Source organism: Floricoccus penangensis, assembly GCF_001832885.1.
GTDB classification, from domain to species: domain Bacteria; phylum Bacillota; class Bacilli; order Lactobacillales; family Streptococcaceae; genus Floricoccus; species Floricoccus penangensis.
In genome coordinates this window covers 1-17,131 of record NZ_MKIQ01000031.1, presented here as the reverse complement: position 1 = coordinate 17,131, position 17,131 = coordinate 1, and the positions used below count along the sequence as shown (strand labels likewise).

The window sequence follows — 17,131 nt, the reverse complement described above, 5'->3', positions numbered from 1 at the left end:
GAATTAAATGGTTGAATACATTTATGCTAAGATTGAAGATCTAGAAAAAATTGTAGATATTTATAATCAGTCAATTCCTGGTAGACTTGCGACAGCAGACTTGGAAGAAATATCAGTTGAATCACGTGTTGACTGGTTCAATGCACATAATCCTGAGACACGCCCGCTCTGGTTAATCAAGGATGGCGAAAAAGTTCTTGGTTGGATTAGCTTATCAGACTTTTATGGACGTCCAGCTTACTCAAAAACTGCAGAAGTTTCAATTTATCTTGATAATAGTGCTCAAGGACAGGGCTTGGGACAAAAAGCAATTGAGTTTGTAGAATCAAATCTTGAAACACTAGGTGTGACAACCTTACTATCATTTATTTTTGGTCACAATAAAGCCAGTCTTAATCTCTTCAAGAAAAATGGTTTTGAAGAATGGGGTCATCTTCCTCAAGTGGCATTAATGGATGATGTGGAACGTGACTTGGATATTTTAGGTAAAAAATATGAAGATTAGAAATTATCAAGAAAGAGATTTAAAAGACCTTCCAGCATTATATAGTCAACTTGGCTATCCAGTTGAGCAAGCAGAACTAGAAGAAAGACTTGAAAAAATTCTTAGCGATCAAAATTACCAATTGATTGTCGCTGAGATTGATGGGAAAGTAGTTGGGTTTGCTGGAATTTGTACAATGTATATGTTTGAAAAAAGTGTTGAATACATTAGAATCTTAGCATTAGTTGTCGATTCTGATTATCGTAAACAAGGCATTGCGGGGAAAATATTGGATTATATAAAAGAATTGGGAAGAAGTGAGGGACTTTTTGCCATGACTCTTAATTCTGGAATAAATTCTGATAGAGAAAATGCTCATAACTTTTATGAAAATTATGGTTTTCATAAGGGGAGCTATGGGTTTAAATTAGAAATCTAAAAAAATCTAGCTCTGAATAAATCAAGAGCTAGATTTTTAATTTTCTTGGGCGTTTTCTACGGCCTTCATGAAACCACTTGTTAGGAGATCTTCAATGACTTGTGATAGATCTTCCTCACTCATATTTTCGTCTTGAGACGTCCAGTACCTAAAGGTTCCAATTACAATATGTCCCAAAAAATCTTTGATTAATTCCAGTTTTTCGTTGGAAGTTGTTACTTTGATACTTTTGTAGAATTGTTGTGATAGTTGATTTCTCAATCTGATTTCAAAAAGTTGATCTCCATTAAAGCTTAAAAGTCTATTGATTATAAAATCAAATTTCTTAAGGTGTCGAAGCATGGAGATGATATTTTGACTATTTATATAACCCTTTCCTTCAATATAAATGGCATTTGAATCACGATACTGATTAATATGTTTAATAACTGCTAGTTCAATCTCATCAAGTAAGGTGTATTTATCATCATAGTAGCGATAAAAGGTACTTCGATTTACATCTGCTTTTGTAACAATATCATTAACTGTTATCAATTCAAACTTTTTATCTTCCATACAATCAAGTAAGGCATGCTTGATTTTTCTTTTAGTCATTGTTGATTTATCGACATTCATTCCTCATACTCCCTTATATTATCAAACAAATTATAATAAAAAATTAAAAAAATATCCATTATGAGACATTGTATCTTATTTTGTTCTTTTCTGAAATCACAAGAAGTGTTATATTAAATTTTGTTATTTTTTAAAATTAAATATAGGAGGTATATATGCCTAGCTCAAATGATCAAGTGTTAGATATTCACGGAAAAAAATATAATCGCTGGTTAATGTTTATCCTTTTGCTAATTGGAACATTTGCCGGTATGCTTATGCAAACATCGTTGGGAACAGCTATTCCAACATTGATGAAGGCATTTGATATAAATCTAAGTACAGCTCAACAGGCGACAACTTGGTTTTTACTTGCTAATGGTATAGTAGTACCATTGTCAGCATATCTAATGACAAGGACATCAACTAAATGGCTCCTGTTTACAGCATATGCCTTGCTTCTCGGAGGGATGACAATTACATATCTTACTCCAGAAGATAGTAATTATTGGATTATGTTCCTTGGAGGACGTATTCTTGCGGCTATCGCTGTAGGTATCACAATGCCCCTAATGCAGGTAATTGCTGTTAATGTCTTCCCAGAAAATAAAAGGGCTTTAGCTCTAGGACTTGGTGGATTAGTGGTTGGTATGGCACCAGCCATTGGACCAACACTTTCAGGATGGATATTAGATAAGGACCATGTTATCTTTGGTATCAATATTGTTTCTTCATGGAGAACAATATTTATCATCCCAATGATTGTAATTACATTAGTTTTATTACTAACACCATTTGTAATGAAGGATGTAATTCCAAATAAGAAAATAAAATTAGATATACTTTCGCTTGTTCTTTCAAGTATCGGATTTGGACTTTTCCTATGGGGCTTCACAAATGTTGCCATGGATGGATGGAGTTCAATGAATTCAGTAATTCTTCCAATTATTGCTGGTACAATCTTTATCATCTTATTTGTCCTTCGACAATTAAGATTAAAAGAACCATTCTTAGACGTCAGAGTATTCAAGGTTCGTAATTTCACAGTTACTGCTCTTATTATCATATTGGTAACTATGGCGATGTACGGAGTGGAAATGATGCTTCCAACATACTTGCAAAATGTGCATGGTCTATCTCCACTTGATTCAGGACTTACTCTTCTTGCAGGTGCTTTGATGATGGGTCTGATTTCACCAATCGCTGGTATTCTATACAATAAAGTGGGTGTAAGAAACCTTGCACTCGTTGGTCTTACAATCCTTGCTATAGGAACAATTCCTTTTGTCTTCCTATCTGCCACAACACCAACAATCTTTATCACAGTACTTTACGCTATTCGTATGGCAGGTATCGCACTTACAATGATGCCACTTACTACCAGCGCAATGAATGCTTTGCCAATTGAAGAAACGACACATGGTACAGCAGCTAACAACACAGTTCGTCAGCTCGCTTCATCTGTAGTTGTGGCCTTATTAACATCAATAACTCAAAATATTATCAATACAAATAGTCCAGCCAAAGCTATGAAGGATACAAATCCAATGGAATTTGCAAGTAAAACAATTGATGCCTCAATGGATGGTTTCAGAGTTTCATTTGCAGTAGGACTAGGGTTTGCAGTAGTGGGATTGATTATTACAATCTTCTTCCTTAGAGCTAAAAAAGATAATACAGGAGGTGCTAAATAATGATTATACCTATAATGATTGGCTTAACAATAGCAATGGTACTCTCATGGTTTCTCATTCCTAACAAATTATTGAAAATTACCTTGGGAACACTTTCTACACTCTTATTACTATCAAGTGCTCTCGCTTTATCAGCACATTTAAATAGCCACTGGGGAATGAAGGAAGTAACAGATACAAAGACTTCAAATAGTATTTATACGGCGGCTCAAGTTGATTCTCCTGTAAGTATATTAGTAACTCAAGAAGTGGGAACAGACTCAGATAATTATGTTCTAGTTTATAGAGATAAAAAAACTGATGAAAAACCTGAAGCGCACTTTGCTCCAGATAAGAAAAATATTGTTGACTCAGTCAAAAAGACTGCAACTTATAAAGTAGCAGATGTTAAAGAACCGACTATTGTGACTACTAAAAAGACTTGGACTTGGGAAAATGACACATTCAAGAAATTATTTGAAGTTGATGATGAAACTGATAATGAATTAATTTCTGAAGAAACTTTGGTCACAGTTCCTCAAAAAACTTGGCTTCCGATGACTGCAAATCAATCTAAAAAATTAGCTGAAAAACAAAAATCAGCTGATCCAAAAGCTGCACAAGCTCAGCAAGAACAAATGAAATTAGTAATTTCTCAAAAGGTTAAGGAATTTATGATGAAAAATCCAAAAGCCACACAAAATCAAATTAAAGAATTTACTGAAGATCAAACACGAGAAATGACAATGAACGCAATAAAGAAAATGATTGAATAGAATATTAAGACTGATTATTGAAAATCAGTCTTTTTCTATATTATTTAAATAATGCAACCGTTTGTTGCGATATTTCACAACTTGTAATATTATAAGAATATAAAATATTGGGCAAGGAGTTGGAATGGCAAATAAATTAACAAAGGCACTGATTGATAAGATAAATCAAATAAATCTTCATTTTGAATCAAGTATAGAAGATTGGGATCTGGATAATCTGGATATAAAACTAACAGATGAAGAAGGAAGTTTTTATCAAATTAGAAACTTAAAAACTTATAAGCGTGATAAAGAACGTTTGACCTTAGTAACAGCAAGACTTGATTTAGAAAAAAATTATAAAATAATTTTTGCTGGCACTGAAACTCCAGTTTATTTTGGAGCTGTTGTTCGCACAGATGAATTTGATACAATTTTTGCCTACTATGGTCAACTTGGTGCCCTTTATTCACCTCAAGCAACAAACTTTAAATTATGGGCTCCAACAGCTAGCAAGGTAGAATTGATTGTCTTCAAAAACAATCAGGAAGAGGCACCGCAACTTGGTACATTTACCATGAATAGGGAAGAAAATGGTGTCTATTCATGTCTTATTAACGGTAATCAAAACGGTCTTTCTTACCAATACCGTGTAACTTTCAGAGATGGAACAGTCAATTACACGGGAGACCCTTATGCCAAGGCAGTTGTCGTAAACGGAAAAAGAAGTGTTGTTTTAAATCCGGATGAGGTAAAACTTAAAAACTTTAAACGTATGCCTAAGTTTACAAATCCTATGGATGCCATAATCTATGAACTTCATACTCGTGATCTTTCAATTGCGGCAGACAGTGGCATAAAAAATAAAGGAAAATTCTTAGGTTTAATTGAAGAAGGAACTTTAAATTCTAAAGGTAAGCCAACAGGACTAGATTATATAAAAAGTCTTGGAGTCAGTCATATCCAAATTCTGCCAATGTTTGATTATGGATCAGTTGATGAATCAAAGCCAGATATTCCACAATTTAACTGGGGATATGACCCTGAAAATTATGATTCACCTGAAGGCTCATATTCGACAGATGCGAATAATCCTCAGACTCGAATTATTGAAATGAAACAAATGATAGATGGGCTTCATAAACAGGGATTGCGCGTGATTATGGATGTCGTTTATAATCATGTTTTCAATGCTGCGAAACACGCCTTTCACCTGACAGTTCCAGGTTACTTTTTCCGCTATGCAAGAAGTGGTCAGCTATCAAACGGAACAGGTTGCGATAATGACACCGCATCTGAACGTGCTATGATGCGAAAATACATGATTGATAGTCTGACATATTGGGCTGAAAACTTTAAGCTAGATGGCTTTCGCTTTGATCTGATGGGTATCCATGATGTCGAGACCATGAATGAAATCCGTGCGGCTATTGATGAGATTGATCCATCTATTATCATCTTGGGTGAAGGATGGGACTTAAATACGGCACTTTCTGAGGATAAAAAAGCCATTCAAAAGAATGCTGTTGAAATGCCTAGGATTGCGCACTTTAACGATTCAATCCGTGATACCGCTAAAGGTAGTGTCTTTTTCGATGACGACCCTGGATTTATCAATGGTGCAAGCCGTCAGGAAAAACTGCTCCTTAAAAATATTATGGGTGGACAAGATTTAGACAGTAAGACTTATAATTTCTCTGGACCAGACCAAGTCGTGCAATATTTAGAAGCCCACGACAACTATACTTTATATGACAAGCTTCTTTTGACTAACCCCGATGATGATGCGGAAACTCGTAGATTACGCCATCTCTTAGGAACAAGTATCCCACTTTTATCTCAAGGTATTCCTTTCTTCCATGCTGGACAAGAGTTCATGCGCACAAAGGATGGAGTTGAAAATAGCTACAAATCACCCGATTCTATCAACGAATTTGATTGGAATCGCCCATATGAATATGCAGAAAATGTTGAGTTCTTCCGTTCGTTGATTAAGCTAAGAAAATCAGAGCCCTTATTTAGACTGACAACTTTTGATCAAATAAACGAGCATATCCATGCCCTTCAAACTAAAAAGAAATTAATCGCTTATGAACTTGAAGATGATAAAGTATCTTATATTGTAGTCTTAAATGCCTTAGAAAAAGAAAATAAATTAGAAGATACAGAGCTTAAAGACTATCAAATGATTCTATCAAGCCATGGCAAACAAGATAACTCAGGGATATTCCCTCCAATATCAGTAACAATCATGAAGAAGGAGAAATAATGGACTACTACAAATTAGGACAATTATCATTTTATGTCTTTATTTTTATATTAGCTGTATATTTAATAATTAGAGATATTAAAAAAATAAAGAATAAGAAAAATAAAAAATAATAATTCATATAATTATTGAAAGTACGACAACAATAGCCTTGTTGTTGTATTTTTTTATTTTGAAATCAGATGATTCCTTTTGAATATCTTGTGATAAATAGTGAATTATTTTGTATAATATAGATATAAAATAAGGGGATTAAAAAATGGGAATAAAGTTACTAAATGCTACATTTGATCAAAGTACTAATCTTATAAAAGATAAAGATATACTTAGACAAGAAAATAAAATGGTAAAAGATCTCAAAGGGAATCCACTTAGAATTTCATTATCTATGATAATTCTAACCCTAGTATTATGGGTAGGATTAGGATTCATCAGTATAGTATTTTATGCGAATGAGATATATTTTTTTCATATAGTATTTTGGATTTGGTCTATCTTATGGATTTCAGGGATTTTTATTAATAGAAAAATAATTAAATATAAGTCGTTAGTCCCTTATAGATTTACAATAAATGTTAATAATTTCTGTATGATGATATTTTTTACAATAGTAGTAGCTTTAATAATTTTTTATTCAGTTATAACAGACTATAACTCGAATAATATAGTATGTATAACTATTACATTAGGTACATTGACAAGTACAATAATTTTAATTAATAAAATAAAAAATCTAAAATTAACTTTATTCAATAAAATTAATTCAAACGGTTCCTCAGAATCATATATATCAAAAATTTTAGATAAATTTATGACTTTTTCTGTCATCTTTCTTATTATAGCCTTGGTATTTAGTGATACAGCAAATGATTTAATAGGGAATATGAATAGCAAAACACTTTCCATATTTTTAATAATATCCATTTTTTTATTTATTGTTGCGATTGCCATTTATGAAATTCATATAGTATTTCCATACATACTTATGGGATATTACAAAAATAAATACCCAGAAGAATATAGAAAGCTTGAAGGACAGACACAGATTGAATGGTACGGAGAAAAATATTTCAACAAATATATAACCTGATACAATCATTAATAAGTATGACTACGAAGATTCTACTGACTATATATCAATTAATGATGAAGAAGGGAAAATCAAAATTAGCTCAGTAAATAAAATTAACTCGAAAGGGAAAAAATGTTTTAAACCAGGAGTTATTTGGTAAGTCGGCTTAAATACCGATAAAATGGGAACGATGGAAGATAACGTGCTATTCATCTATGATTTTGTGAAAGATTTACCTGATTATCTAAAAAATAAATCAAAAAGAACGGCCTTGATTGGAAGTAGTCAAAGTGCATATATTCAAAAATTAAAAATAGATGATGAAGCACCTAAAGATATATTTAATTATGAGTTTAAAGGTAATAATTTTTATATTTGGTATTATAAAAATATTGATATTTCCGATAAGAATAGTACGCCTAAAATATCTTTTTGATACAAAAGTTAAAATCCATACTACTAGGTGATTTAATTTATAGGGAATATTTGATGAAGGAAAGAATATTGTTTAGGCTAAACATATCAGAAGTACTAGTTTTATTTGGAGAAAGTAAATGGAAAAAAAGAAAAATAAAAAATTTTTAACTATTTTATTTGTGGTAATTGCAGTAATATACATTATTTATACAATATATATTAATATAGCTGGAAATTACAGTGATTATAAAAAAGATAGCAAATTATATGATCCTGCAATATCTGATGACAGAGTTATAGCAAGGTTTTCTAACGGAAATGATATAGATGTGTTGATCAATAATGATGATGTATTAGAGATGCATAGTTATAGCGTTTCAGATGCTGATGGAAAAAAGTTATATAAAAAAATTCAAAAATCTTATGAAGAAAAAGTTGTTTTTAGCAAAGATAAAATTACAGATAAGTCGGAATTTAAGTTAGATAAAGAAGAAATGCAAATTTCAACAGTTCTAGCAGTGCGTTTGGATGGACGTAATAAAGAATTAAAAAGATATCCAGTATCAGGAGTCACATTAGACCCTGATATCAAAAATTTAAAAATTGATGATCAGAAAGTAGAAAAAGTAATAGACTATAAATATGGTGAAAATACATATTATATCTGGTATTATAGCAATTTAAAGCTTAAAAATAATCCCTACGATACACTACATGAAGATATTGACATAAGCTGGTAGGCACATTACTTAGGAAATATGGTGAAAAATACTGATATGAAAACAAGAAAAAATTTATTTAATGCAAGTTTTGAACAGTCTGAACAAATAGTACCCAATTTATTTACAGATAAACCTTATTTATATGAACTTGAATGGGGAGAAACAATGATACTGTATCAACGAGTATTACTGATCTTCTTTGCATTTTTTGGTAGTATAGTTCTATATGGATTAGGGATAGGTATTCCTGAACTTATAGCCGAAGATCCCACGAGTGATTCGGGGGGGTGTTCATTACTCCAAGTATTATAGAAGGTATGTCATATTTCACCTTTTTAAAGCCAATAATAATATGGAAAAAGAAAAGCCAAAAAAAATGGCTAAAAAGAAAAAGTAGATACTTTTAATATACATTTGTTTTTGTAAAATTTTAAACGGTTAGAGCGGGGGATAAAGTTCCCTGCTTTTTTAGTCGTGTACTTTTATTATATTGCTGTTCTGTAAAGTTTTTAATGATTTTACGAATAATAGTGGAGTTGTTTCGAAGTTTTTTACCTAATTTCAGTTTTAGATTACTTATAATTAAATATATATTCATGCATGGGGATCTCTTACAATTCTGTAAGTTTTATCACATTAATAATTGGTATAATGTATATAGACATACAGTTTCATTGGTACATTACTACATATGTGAAAAATCGGTTCTATTATGGTAAAATAGGTGCAGAATAATAATAAAGTAATGGAGAATATCGAATGAAAAAATATGCAATTATTTTAGCAGCTGGTAAGGGTACACGTATGAAATCTGATTTACCAAAGGTTTTACACAAGGTTACTGGAAAGACTATGTTAGACCATGTAAGAGTGGCAGTATTAGCTCTTAATCCTGATAAGGAAGTAATTGTAGTTGGTCATCGTTCTGATGATGTCCTTGCTAGCTTAGCTGATGGACCTGAGTTTGTTAAACAAGAAGAACAATTAGGAACAGGACATGCCGTACAGATTGTAGCTCCGTTATTAGATAAAGAAGAAGGAACAACTCTTGTAATTGCAGGAGATACACCATTAATCTCGGGAGATACTCTTGAAAAACTTTTTGCTTATCATGAAGCAGAAGGAGCAACGGCAACCATTTTAACTGCAATTGCACCAGATCCAACAGGATATGGACGCATCATTCGCGAAGGTGGACAAGTTACTAAGATTGTTGAACAAAAGGATGCTAGTGAGGAAGAAAAATCAGTCCCTGAAATTAATACAGGTACTTATGTTTTCGATAATAAAGCATTATTTGATGCTTTGACAAAAATTAATAACAATAATAACCAAGGTGAATATTATCTTACTGATGTTATTGAGATTTTCAAAAAAGCTGGTCAAAAAGTATGTGCTTATTCACTTGATGATTTTGAAGAAAGTCTAGGTGTTAATGACCGTGTAGCTCTTTCTCAAGCTGAAAAATCAATGAGGGCGCGTATCAACCATAATCATATGGTAAATGGTGTGACCTTAATTGATCCAGAAACAACTTATATAGATGCAGATGTTGAAATTGCACCAGATGCTTTTATTGAAGGAAATGTTGTAATAAAAGGGAAAACGACAATTAAGAGTGGAGTAGTCATCACAAGCGGTAGTCGTATTGAAGATTCTACACTTCATTCAAATGTTGAAGTTCGTAACTCAACAGTAGAATCAAGTATTATGGAGAAGGGATCAAATATTGGACCTTACGGACATCTTCGCCCTCAAACAATCCTACACGAAAATGTGCATGTAGGTAACTTTGTTGAAATTAAAGGTTCAACACTTGGAGCAAATACTAAGGCAGGTCATCTGACTTATATTGGAAACGCTACTGTTGGAGAAGATGTGAACTTTGGTGCTGGTACCATAACAGTAAATTATGATGGTCAAAATAAATTCCATACTGAAATTGAAGATCATGCTTTTGTGGGAAGTAATTCGACTTTAATAGCGCCTCTTCATATTGGTAAGAATGCTCTAACTGCAGCAGGCTCTACAATTACTTCAGATATTCCAGATGATGCAGTAGCAATTGGGCGTGCTCGCCAGACTGATAAGATTGGACGAGCTAAAAAACTTCCGCATTATAAAAAATTAGATGATTAAATAGATTGGATTGTTAGATGAAATTTGAAGATTTTGAAGAAAAAACAATAAATCGTAAAGATATTTTTAAAGGTCATATTATTGATGTGAAAGTTGATGAGGTTGAATTGCCTCAAGGACTTGGGACAGCTAAAAGAGAATTAATCTTCCATCCAGGTGCTGTCTCTATGATTCCAATCACAGCTGATAATAAGATAATTCTTGTTAGACAATTCCGTAAAGCTCTGGAAAAAGTTATCTATGAAATTCCTGCAGGAAAACTTGAAGCTGGAGAAAAAGATCATGTTAAAGAAGCAGCATTGCGTGAGCTTGAAGAAGAAACAGGATATACATCTGAAAACATTGAATTGATATCTGAGTTTTATACTGCACCGGGATTCTGTAACGAAAAGATTTACCTTTACTATATTGATAATCTTGTAAAAGTCGAAAATCCTAGACCGCAAGATGATGATGAAGTGTTGGAAGTCGGACAATTTACTTTAGATGAATGTAAGGCTTTAATTGCAAGTGGAGAAATTGCTGATGCAAAAACAATAATAGCAATTCAATACTGGGAATTGAACAATAAAAAATAAATTAGTTTGTAAAGGGGTATAATAAAATGCCTAAACCAATTTTGACGGATGAAATCTTGGAGAAATACAAGGATGATGAGAAATATCTCGACCGCCGAATAAAAGATGAAATGATGGACGACACAAAACTTATAAAAAAATATGATAAGTTGGAGCAAAAGCTACAAAAGAATCAGGTTAATAAGAGTCGTCGTATTGAAAACGCAAAGCGTGATGAGCGAGATAAGAGTATGAATAAATGGATTATTATTCTGGTCTTATTAATTATTGCCTTAGTCTTTGCTGTATTAAAATTATAGGAGAAAAAATCGTGAAAATCGGAATTATTGCCGCTATGGACGAAGAACTTCGCCTCTTAGTTGAAAATTTAGAAGAAACAAAAAAAGAATTAGTACATGGAAACGTTTATTATGAAGGAATTATTGGACGTCATGAAGTTGTGCTTGTGAAATCAGGAATTGGTAAAGTAATGAGTGCACTAGCTGTTGGTATGCTTGTTGATAGATTCAATGTGGATGCAATTATTAATACTGGCTCTGCTGGAGGAGTTGGTGCTGGTCTTTCAGTAGGTGATCTTGTTATTGCAAATCGACTTGCATATAACGATGTCGATGTAACCGCATTTGGTTATAAATATGGTCAGATGGCTGGACAAGAATTATATTATGAGTCAAGCAAGTACTTTGTATCTGAGCTTAAAAAAGTAATTGAAGATGCTAAAGTAGGACTAATAACCAGTGGTGATTCGTTTATTTCTAGTGATGCTAGAATTGCTCAGATTAAAGAACATTTTCCTGATGTATTAGCTGTAGAGATGGAAGGAGCAAGTATTGCTCAAGCAGCTCACAGTTTAAACAAACCATTTGTTGTACTTCGTGCTATAAGCGATACAGCCGACGGGAATGCAAATGTATCTTTTGATGAATTCATTATTGATGCAGGTAAAAAATCTGCACAAATCATCATTAATCTTTTAAAAAAAATGCAATAGAAACAGGCTCCGGCTTGTTTTTTAATTTCTAAAAATAGAATAAATTATATAAAAAGGGTATAATATTATTGTGAAAATTTCTACATTTATAATTTATAGTACCCCTTTGAGGGATAGGAGAAAATATATGTATTCAGCTAGTCGTGATGATAGTCTAACTTTACACACAGATTTATATCAAATTAATATGATGCAAACATATTTTGAAATGGGAATATCAGAAAAGAAAGCAGTTTTTGAAGTATATTTCAGAAATATGCCTTTTGATAATGGATATGCTGTCTTTGCAGGCTTGGAAAGAGTTATTGATTACCTTAATAATCTTAAATTTACAGATAGTGATATCGAATATTTAAGAAGCTTAGATTATCCTGAAGATTTTCTTACTTATTTAAAAAATATGGAATTTACTTGTAATGTCAACAGCGCACGTGAAGGTGACTTAGTATTTGCAAATGAACCAATATTTCAAGTAGAGGGTCCAATTGCCCAATGTCAACTTATTGAGACTGCCGTATTAAACATTATTAATTTCCAGACACTTATTGCTACAAAAGCAGCAAGAGTTAAGTCTGTAATTGGAGATGATCCATTGCTTGAATTTGGTACTCGTCGAGCTCAAGAGATGGATGCGGCTCTTTGGGGAGCACGCGCAGCAGTTATTGGTGGTGCAGATGCAACGAGTAATGTTCGAGCTGGTAAACTTTTTGGTATTCCAATCAGTGGTACTCACGCTCATTCACTTGTGCAGGCTTACGGAAATGACCATGATGCTTTTACTGCATATGCAAAAACTCATAAAGATTGTGTATTCTTAGTTGATACTTTTGATACCTTGAAAATTGGAGTTCCAGCAGCAATACAAGTAGCGCGTGAAATGGGTGATAAAATCAATTTCCTAGGTGTTCGTATTGACTCGGGTGATATGGCTTATATTTCAAAAAAAGTACGCGAACAACTTGATGAAGCAGGATTTCCTGATGCTAAAATTTATGCTTCAAATGATTTAGATGAAAATACTATCCTTAATCTTAAGATGCAACATGCAAAGATTGATGTGTGGGGAGTGGGAACTAAGTTAATAACTTCCTATGATCAACCTGCTCTTGGAGCAGTCTATAAGCTTGTATCTTTTGAAGATGAGAATGGACAAATGACTGATAGAATTAAACTTTCTAACAATGCAGAAAAAGTATCAACTCCTGGTAAAAAACAAGTATGGAGAATTACAAGCCGTGCTAAGGGTAAATCAGAAGGGGACTACATTACAGAGTTTGATGAAGATGTAAAATCTCTTGATGAAATTTATATGCTCCATCCAACTTATACATATATTAATAAAGTTGTTAAGGATTTTGATGCTGTTCCTTTATTAATTCCAATTTATGAGAATGGTAAATTAGTATATAAAATACCAAGTCTCAAAGAAGTAAAAGAATATGCCGCTCATGAACTGGATCAGCTATGGGATGAATACAAGAGATTATTAAATCCACAAGATTACCCAGTTGATTTATCAAAAGAGGTCTGGGATAACAAGATGAAACTCATCGATAAGGTGAGAAAAAGTGTTGGAAAGGAATACTAAAATGACTTTACAAGATGATATTATTAAAGAATTAGGTGTGAAAGCTCAAATAGATGCTGCAGAAGAAGTGAGAAAATCGGTTGATTTCTTAAAGGATTATTTGAGGAAAAATTCGTTTTTGAAAACTTTAGTTTTAGGGATTTCAGGAGGTCAGGACTCAACTCTTGCTGGTCGTTTATCGCAGATGGCGATTGAGGAAATGAGAGAAGAAACGGGAGATGATAGCTATCAATTTATAGCAATTCGATTGCCTTATGGTGTTCAAGCTGATGAAGATGATGCTCAAAAAGCATTGGAATTTATTAAGCCAGACATTCTATATACTGTAAATATTAAGGCAGCCGTTGATGGAGAAGTTGAAGCATTAGCTCAAGCTGGAGTAGAGGTTTCAGACTTTGTAAAAGGAAATATCAAGGCTCGCCAAAGAATGATTACTCAATATGCTATTGCAGGTCAAAAGGCTGGCGCAGTTGTGGGTACAGATCATGCTGCTGAAAATATTACAGGTTTCTTCACTAAATTTGGTGATGGAGGGGCTGATATTTTACCTCTTTTCCGTCTCAATAAGAGACAGGGAAAAGCGTTACTTGAATATTTAGGTGCTGACAAATCACTTTATGAAAAAGTACCAACAGCAGACCTTGAAGATGGTAAACCTGGTCTTGCTGATGAAGTTGCTTTAGGTGTCACTTATCAAGAAATTGATGATTATACTGAAGGAAAAAAAGTAAGTCCTAAAGCACAAGAAATAATAGAAAATTGGTGGAAAAAAGGACAACATAAACGTCACTTGCCTATTACCGTTTTTGATGATTTTTGGAAATAATAATATGGTAGAAAGAATCGGAATTTTGGGTGGAAATTTTAATCCAGTTCATAATGCTCACCTATTTATTGCTGACCAGGTTAGGCAGAAGTTGAAACTTGATAAAGTCTTACTTATGCCAGAAGCAAACCCACCACATGTTGATAAAAAGAAAACAATTGATGCAAAATATCGTCTTGATATGCTTGAATTAGCCTTAGAAGATTATCCTGATCTAGGAATCGAAATGATTGAGATTGAGCGTGGTGGTATTTCTTACTCACATGACACAATGAAGCTTTTAAAAGAAAAAAATCCAACGATAAAATATTATTTCATCATTGGCCAGGATATGGTAGAGTATTTACCCAAGTGGTATAAAATTGATGAACTAATGGAAATGGTTGATTTCATAGCAGTTCGTCGAAGTAAAGATGAAACATTAATCTCACAATATCCAGTTACATGGGTTGATCTACCTTTCATGGATATCTCATCAACATTTATTAGGAAAGAAATAAGTGAAGGACTGGTTCCTAATTTTATAATATCAGACAAGCTCATCTCTTATATTAAAGAGAATAATCTTTATAAGGATGAATAAGATTTTGGTAAAAAAGTCTTTTATATAGTCGCTTAAAAATAGATTAATACATCGTTGCGATTTATACTAATAAGCTTGCTTATTTAAGTGTAATCGACAGAGTAGTAAAACAAAGGTATTTCTATTTTAATCAACTATACTATATAAGTAAACTCTATAACTACTTACAGATTATAAAATTTTAGATTATTAGAATAAAAAGTACAGTTTAGCTGTATTTTTTATTTTGAAAGGAGTATAATATTCTTTGTGAATACTTTTCTAAATATTTAGAAAGTATTAATTTTACAATAATAAGGAGATAATAATGACTGAATTAACTCAGGATTTTACTGCAAAATTATATGACAACTATTCTTCAAATGTGAAGTATCAAGCTGTTGAAAATGCTATTACTAGCAATGGTTTCCTTAAATCATTAGAAACACGCGCTGGAAAGGTTAATAACCAACCAGTATTCTCTATTGATTTAACTAATGATGCTGTTACTAACCAAAAACAAAGTGGCCGTTGTTGGATGTTTGCTGCATTGAACACTTTCCGTCATAAAATCTTGACTGAATTCAAACTTGAAAACTTTGAATTATCTCAAGCATATACATTCTTCTGGGATAAATATGAAAAATCTAACTGGTTCTTTGACAATATTTTGGCTACTGAAGCAGAAGATTTAACTGACCGTAAGGTTAAATTCCTTCTTGATACACCTCAACAAGATGGTGGACAATGGGATATGATCGTTGCTATCTTCCAAAAATATGGTGTAGTTCCAAAAGATATTTACCCTGAGTCTGTTTCATCAAGTGCTTCAGGAGAATTAAATACATATTTAAACAAATTATTACGTCAAGATGCTGAAATTTTACGTCAAGTAGCGCGTGATGGTGGGGATACTCAAGCTAAAAAAGAAGAATTACTACAAGAAGTATTCAATCTTTTAGCAGCAAATCTTGGTTTACCACCACAAAAATTTGATTTTGAATATCGTGATAAAGACAATGAATTCCATAAAGTTGAAGGAGTTTCTCCTAAAGAATTTTATGATAAATTTGTTGGTGTTGACCTTAATGAATATGTGAGTATCATCAATGCACCTACAGAAGATAAACCTTATAACCAAAGCTACACTGTTGAGTTTCTAGGTAATGTTGCAGGTGCTCGCGATGTTCGTCACTTAAATGTTGAAATGGATCGATTCAAAGAACTTGCTATTGCTCAAATGCAACAAGGTGAAACTGTATGGTTCGGTTGTGATGTTGGTCAAGTATCAAATCGTAAAGAAGGAATTATGGCACTTGATGTTTATGATTTCAAAACAGCACTTGATCTTGAATATACTCAAACTAAAGCAAGTCGCTTAGACTACTCTGAATCTTTGATGACACACGCAATGGTATTAACAGGCGTGGACTTAGATGAAAATGGTAAATCTCTAAAATGGAAAGTTGAAAATTCATGGGGAGATAAGGTTGGTGCGAAAGGTTACTTCGTAGCAAGCGATGCTTGGATGGGTGAATATACATACCAAATCGTTGTAAGAAAAGAATTCCTTACAGAACAGGAGTTAAAAGCTTATGAAGCAGAACCACGTGTACTTGCACCTTGGGATCCAATGGGAGCATTAGCATAATCAAGAAATAATTAAACCAATTATATAGATTTTGATAATATAGTGAAATTTATAGTTGGTAATTTCAGATAAATTAAAAGAGAACACAGCTTTTGCAGTGTTCTCTTTTATAATTTTTTTAATATGAATGATACGAATCAATCATATTTTTTGATGATATGATTTTAGTTATTTAGCATCTATTATCTACCTATTCTGCATCTTTGTTTTTAAAATTTAATTTTGAAGTTACAAATCCAGCTAATACTAAGAAAATACCAATTAAAATAGAAGATAAAGAAGATACTTCGCCAGTACTTGGCAATTGTTTTTTAGGTTTAGAATTTGTAGTAGATCCAGATGTTGAAGTAGATCCAGATGTTGAAGTAGAT

The 17,131-nt window shown here is 32.7% G+C and carries 19 protein-coding genes; 17 read left to right on the top strand and 2 right to left on the bottom strand.

Going from position 1 to position 17,131, the window contains the following annotated elements; translation table 11 throughout:
• The first annotated feature begins 7 nt into the window (after positions 1-7).
• Together BG262_RS09560 and BG262_RS09555 are read left to right on the top strand one after the other, a co-directional pair.
• The gene (locus BG262_RS09560) at positions 8-505 is read left to right on the top strand and encodes a GNAT family N-acetyltransferase (RefSeq protein WP_070788673.1); all 498 of its coding nucleotides are present in this window, start codon (positions 8-10) and stop codon (positions 503-505) included.
• Positions 495-923 (top strand): GNAT family N-acetyltransferase, encoded by a 429-nt coding sequence (locus BG262_RS09555; RefSeq protein ID WP_070788672.1) that lies wholly within the window; start codon positions 495-497, stop codon positions 921-923. The genes BG262_RS09560 and BG262_RS09555 overlap by 11 nt, the downstream gene beginning before the upstream one ends.
• Before the next feature lie 36 nt (positions 924-959).
• Here the strand turns inward: BG262_RS09555 and BG262_RS09550 are convergent, their stop codons facing one another.
• Entirely contained in the window at positions 960-1,538 is a 579-nt protein-coding gene (locus BG262_RS09550) for a TetR/AcrR family transcriptional regulator C-terminal domain-containing protein (RefSeq protein WP_070788671.1), read from the bottom strand.
• Positions 1,539-1,693: 155 nt separating this feature from the next.
• On the opposite strand from BG262_RS09550, the gene BG262_RS09545 reads away from it, so the two are divergent.
• The 15 genes from BG262_RS09545 to pepC all read left to right on the top strand — a co-directional run bounded on the left by BG262_RS09545 (position 1,694) and on the right by pepC (position 16,760).
• On the top strand, positions 1,694-3,211 hold the full coding sequence (locus tag BG262_RS09545; RefSeq protein ID WP_070788670.1) for an MDR family MFS transporter: 1,518 nt from the start codon (positions 1,694-1,696) through the stop codon (positions 3,209-3,211).
• Positions 3,211-3,966 (top strand): DUF4811 domain-containing protein, encoded by a 756-nt coding sequence (locus tag BG262_RS09540; RefSeq protein ID WP_070788669.1) that lies wholly within the window; start codon positions 3,211-3,213, stop codon positions 3,964-3,966. The genes BG262_RS09545 and BG262_RS09540 overlap by 1 nt, the downstream gene beginning before the upstream one ends.
• A gap of 124 nt (positions 3,967-4,090) precedes the next feature.
• Positions 4,091-6,214, top strand: a complete 2,124-nt coding sequence (pulA, locus tag BG262_RS09535; RefSeq protein WP_070788668.1) for a type I pullulanase — start codon at positions 4,091-4,093, stop codon at positions 6,212-6,214.
• Positions 6,215-6,473: 259 nt separating this feature from the next.
• Positions 6,474-7,304 (top strand): DUF2207 domain-containing protein, encoded by an 831-nt coding sequence (locus tag BG262_RS09530; RefSeq protein ID WP_070788667.1) that lies wholly within the window; start codon positions 6,474-6,476, stop codon positions 7,302-7,304.
• 163 nt (positions 7,305-7,467) lie between these two features.
• Positions 7,468-7,722, top strand: a complete 255-nt coding sequence (locus tag BG262_RS09525) for a hypothetical protein (RefSeq protein ID WP_070788666.1) — start codon at positions 7,468-7,470, stop codon at positions 7,720-7,722.
• A 118-nt stretch (positions 7,723-7,840) separates the two neighbouring features.
• Positions 7,841-8,443: a hypothetical protein gene (locus BG262_RS09520; protein WP_070788665.1), complete on the top strand. Its 603-nt coding sequence runs from the start codon at positions 7,841-7,843 to the stop codon at positions 8,441-8,443.
• 21 nt (positions 8,444-8,464) lie between these two features.
• Positions 8,465-8,737, top strand: coding sequence for a hypothetical protein (locus BG262_RS09515; RefSeq protein WP_070788664.1), 273 nt, complete (start codon positions 8,465-8,467; stop codon positions 8,735-8,737).
• Positions 8,738-9,184: 447 nt separating this feature from the next.
• Positions 9,185-10,564 carry a bifunctional UDP-N-acetylglucosamine diphosphorylase/glucosamine-1-phosphate N-acetyltransferase GlmU gene (gene glmU, locus BG262_RS09510; RefSeq protein ID WP_070788663.1) on the top strand — a complete coding sequence of 460 codons (1,380 nt, stop codon included), beginning with the start codon at positions 9,185-9,187 and terminating at the stop codon, positions 10,562-10,564.
• A 17-nt stretch (positions 10,565-10,581) separates the two neighbouring features.
• Positions 10,582-11,142, top strand: coding sequence for an NUDIX domain-containing protein (locus tag BG262_RS09505; RefSeq protein WP_070788662.1), 561 nt, complete (start codon positions 10,582-10,584; stop codon positions 11,140-11,142).
• A 26-nt stretch (positions 11,143-11,168) separates the two neighbouring features.
• Positions 11,169-11,441, top strand: a complete 273-nt coding sequence (gene macP / locus BG262_RS09500) for a cell wall synthase accessory phosphoprotein MacP (RefSeq protein ID WP_070788661.1) — start codon at positions 11,169-11,171, stop codon at positions 11,439-11,441.
• Between the two features lie 11 nt (positions 11,442-11,452).
• Positions 11,453-12,133 carry a 5'-methylthioadenosine/adenosylhomocysteine nucleosidase gene (locus BG262_RS09495; RefSeq protein ID WP_070788660.1) on the top strand — a complete coding sequence of 227 codons (681 nt, stop codon included), beginning with the start codon at positions 11,453-11,455 and terminating at the stop codon, positions 12,131-12,133.
• Positions 12,134-12,260: 127 nt separating this feature from the next.
• Positions 12,261-13,721, top strand: a complete 1,461-nt coding sequence (locus BG262_RS09490) for a nicotinate phosphoribosyltransferase (RefSeq protein WP_070788659.1) — start codon at positions 12,261-12,263, stop codon at positions 13,719-13,721.
• 1 nt (position 13,722) lies between these two features.
• Positions 13,723-14,547, top strand: a complete 825-nt coding sequence (gene nadE, locus BG262_RS09485; RefSeq protein WP_070788658.1) for an NAD(+) synthase — start codon at positions 13,723-13,725, stop codon at positions 14,545-14,547.
• A gap of 4 nt (positions 14,548-14,551) precedes the next feature.
• A complete protein-coding gene (locus BG262_RS09480) occupies positions 14,552-15,130 on the top strand; it encodes a nicotinate-nucleotide adenylyltransferase (protein ID WP_233278852.1) in 579 nt (192 codons plus the stop codon).
• Positions 15,131-15,437: 307 nt separating this feature from the next.
• Positions 15,438-16,760, top strand: a complete 1,323-nt coding sequence (pepC, locus tag BG262_RS09475; protein WP_070788656.1) for an aminopeptidase C — start codon at positions 15,438-15,440, stop codon at positions 16,758-16,760.
• Positions 16,761-16,950: 190 nt separating this feature from the next.
• Here the strand turns inward: pepC and BG262_RS09470 are convergent.
• Positions 16,951-17,131, bottom strand: a 181-nt coding sequence (locus BG262_RS09470; protein ID WP_143602683.1) for an LPXTG cell wall anchor domain-containing protein, incomplete at its 5' end; no start/stop codon positions are given.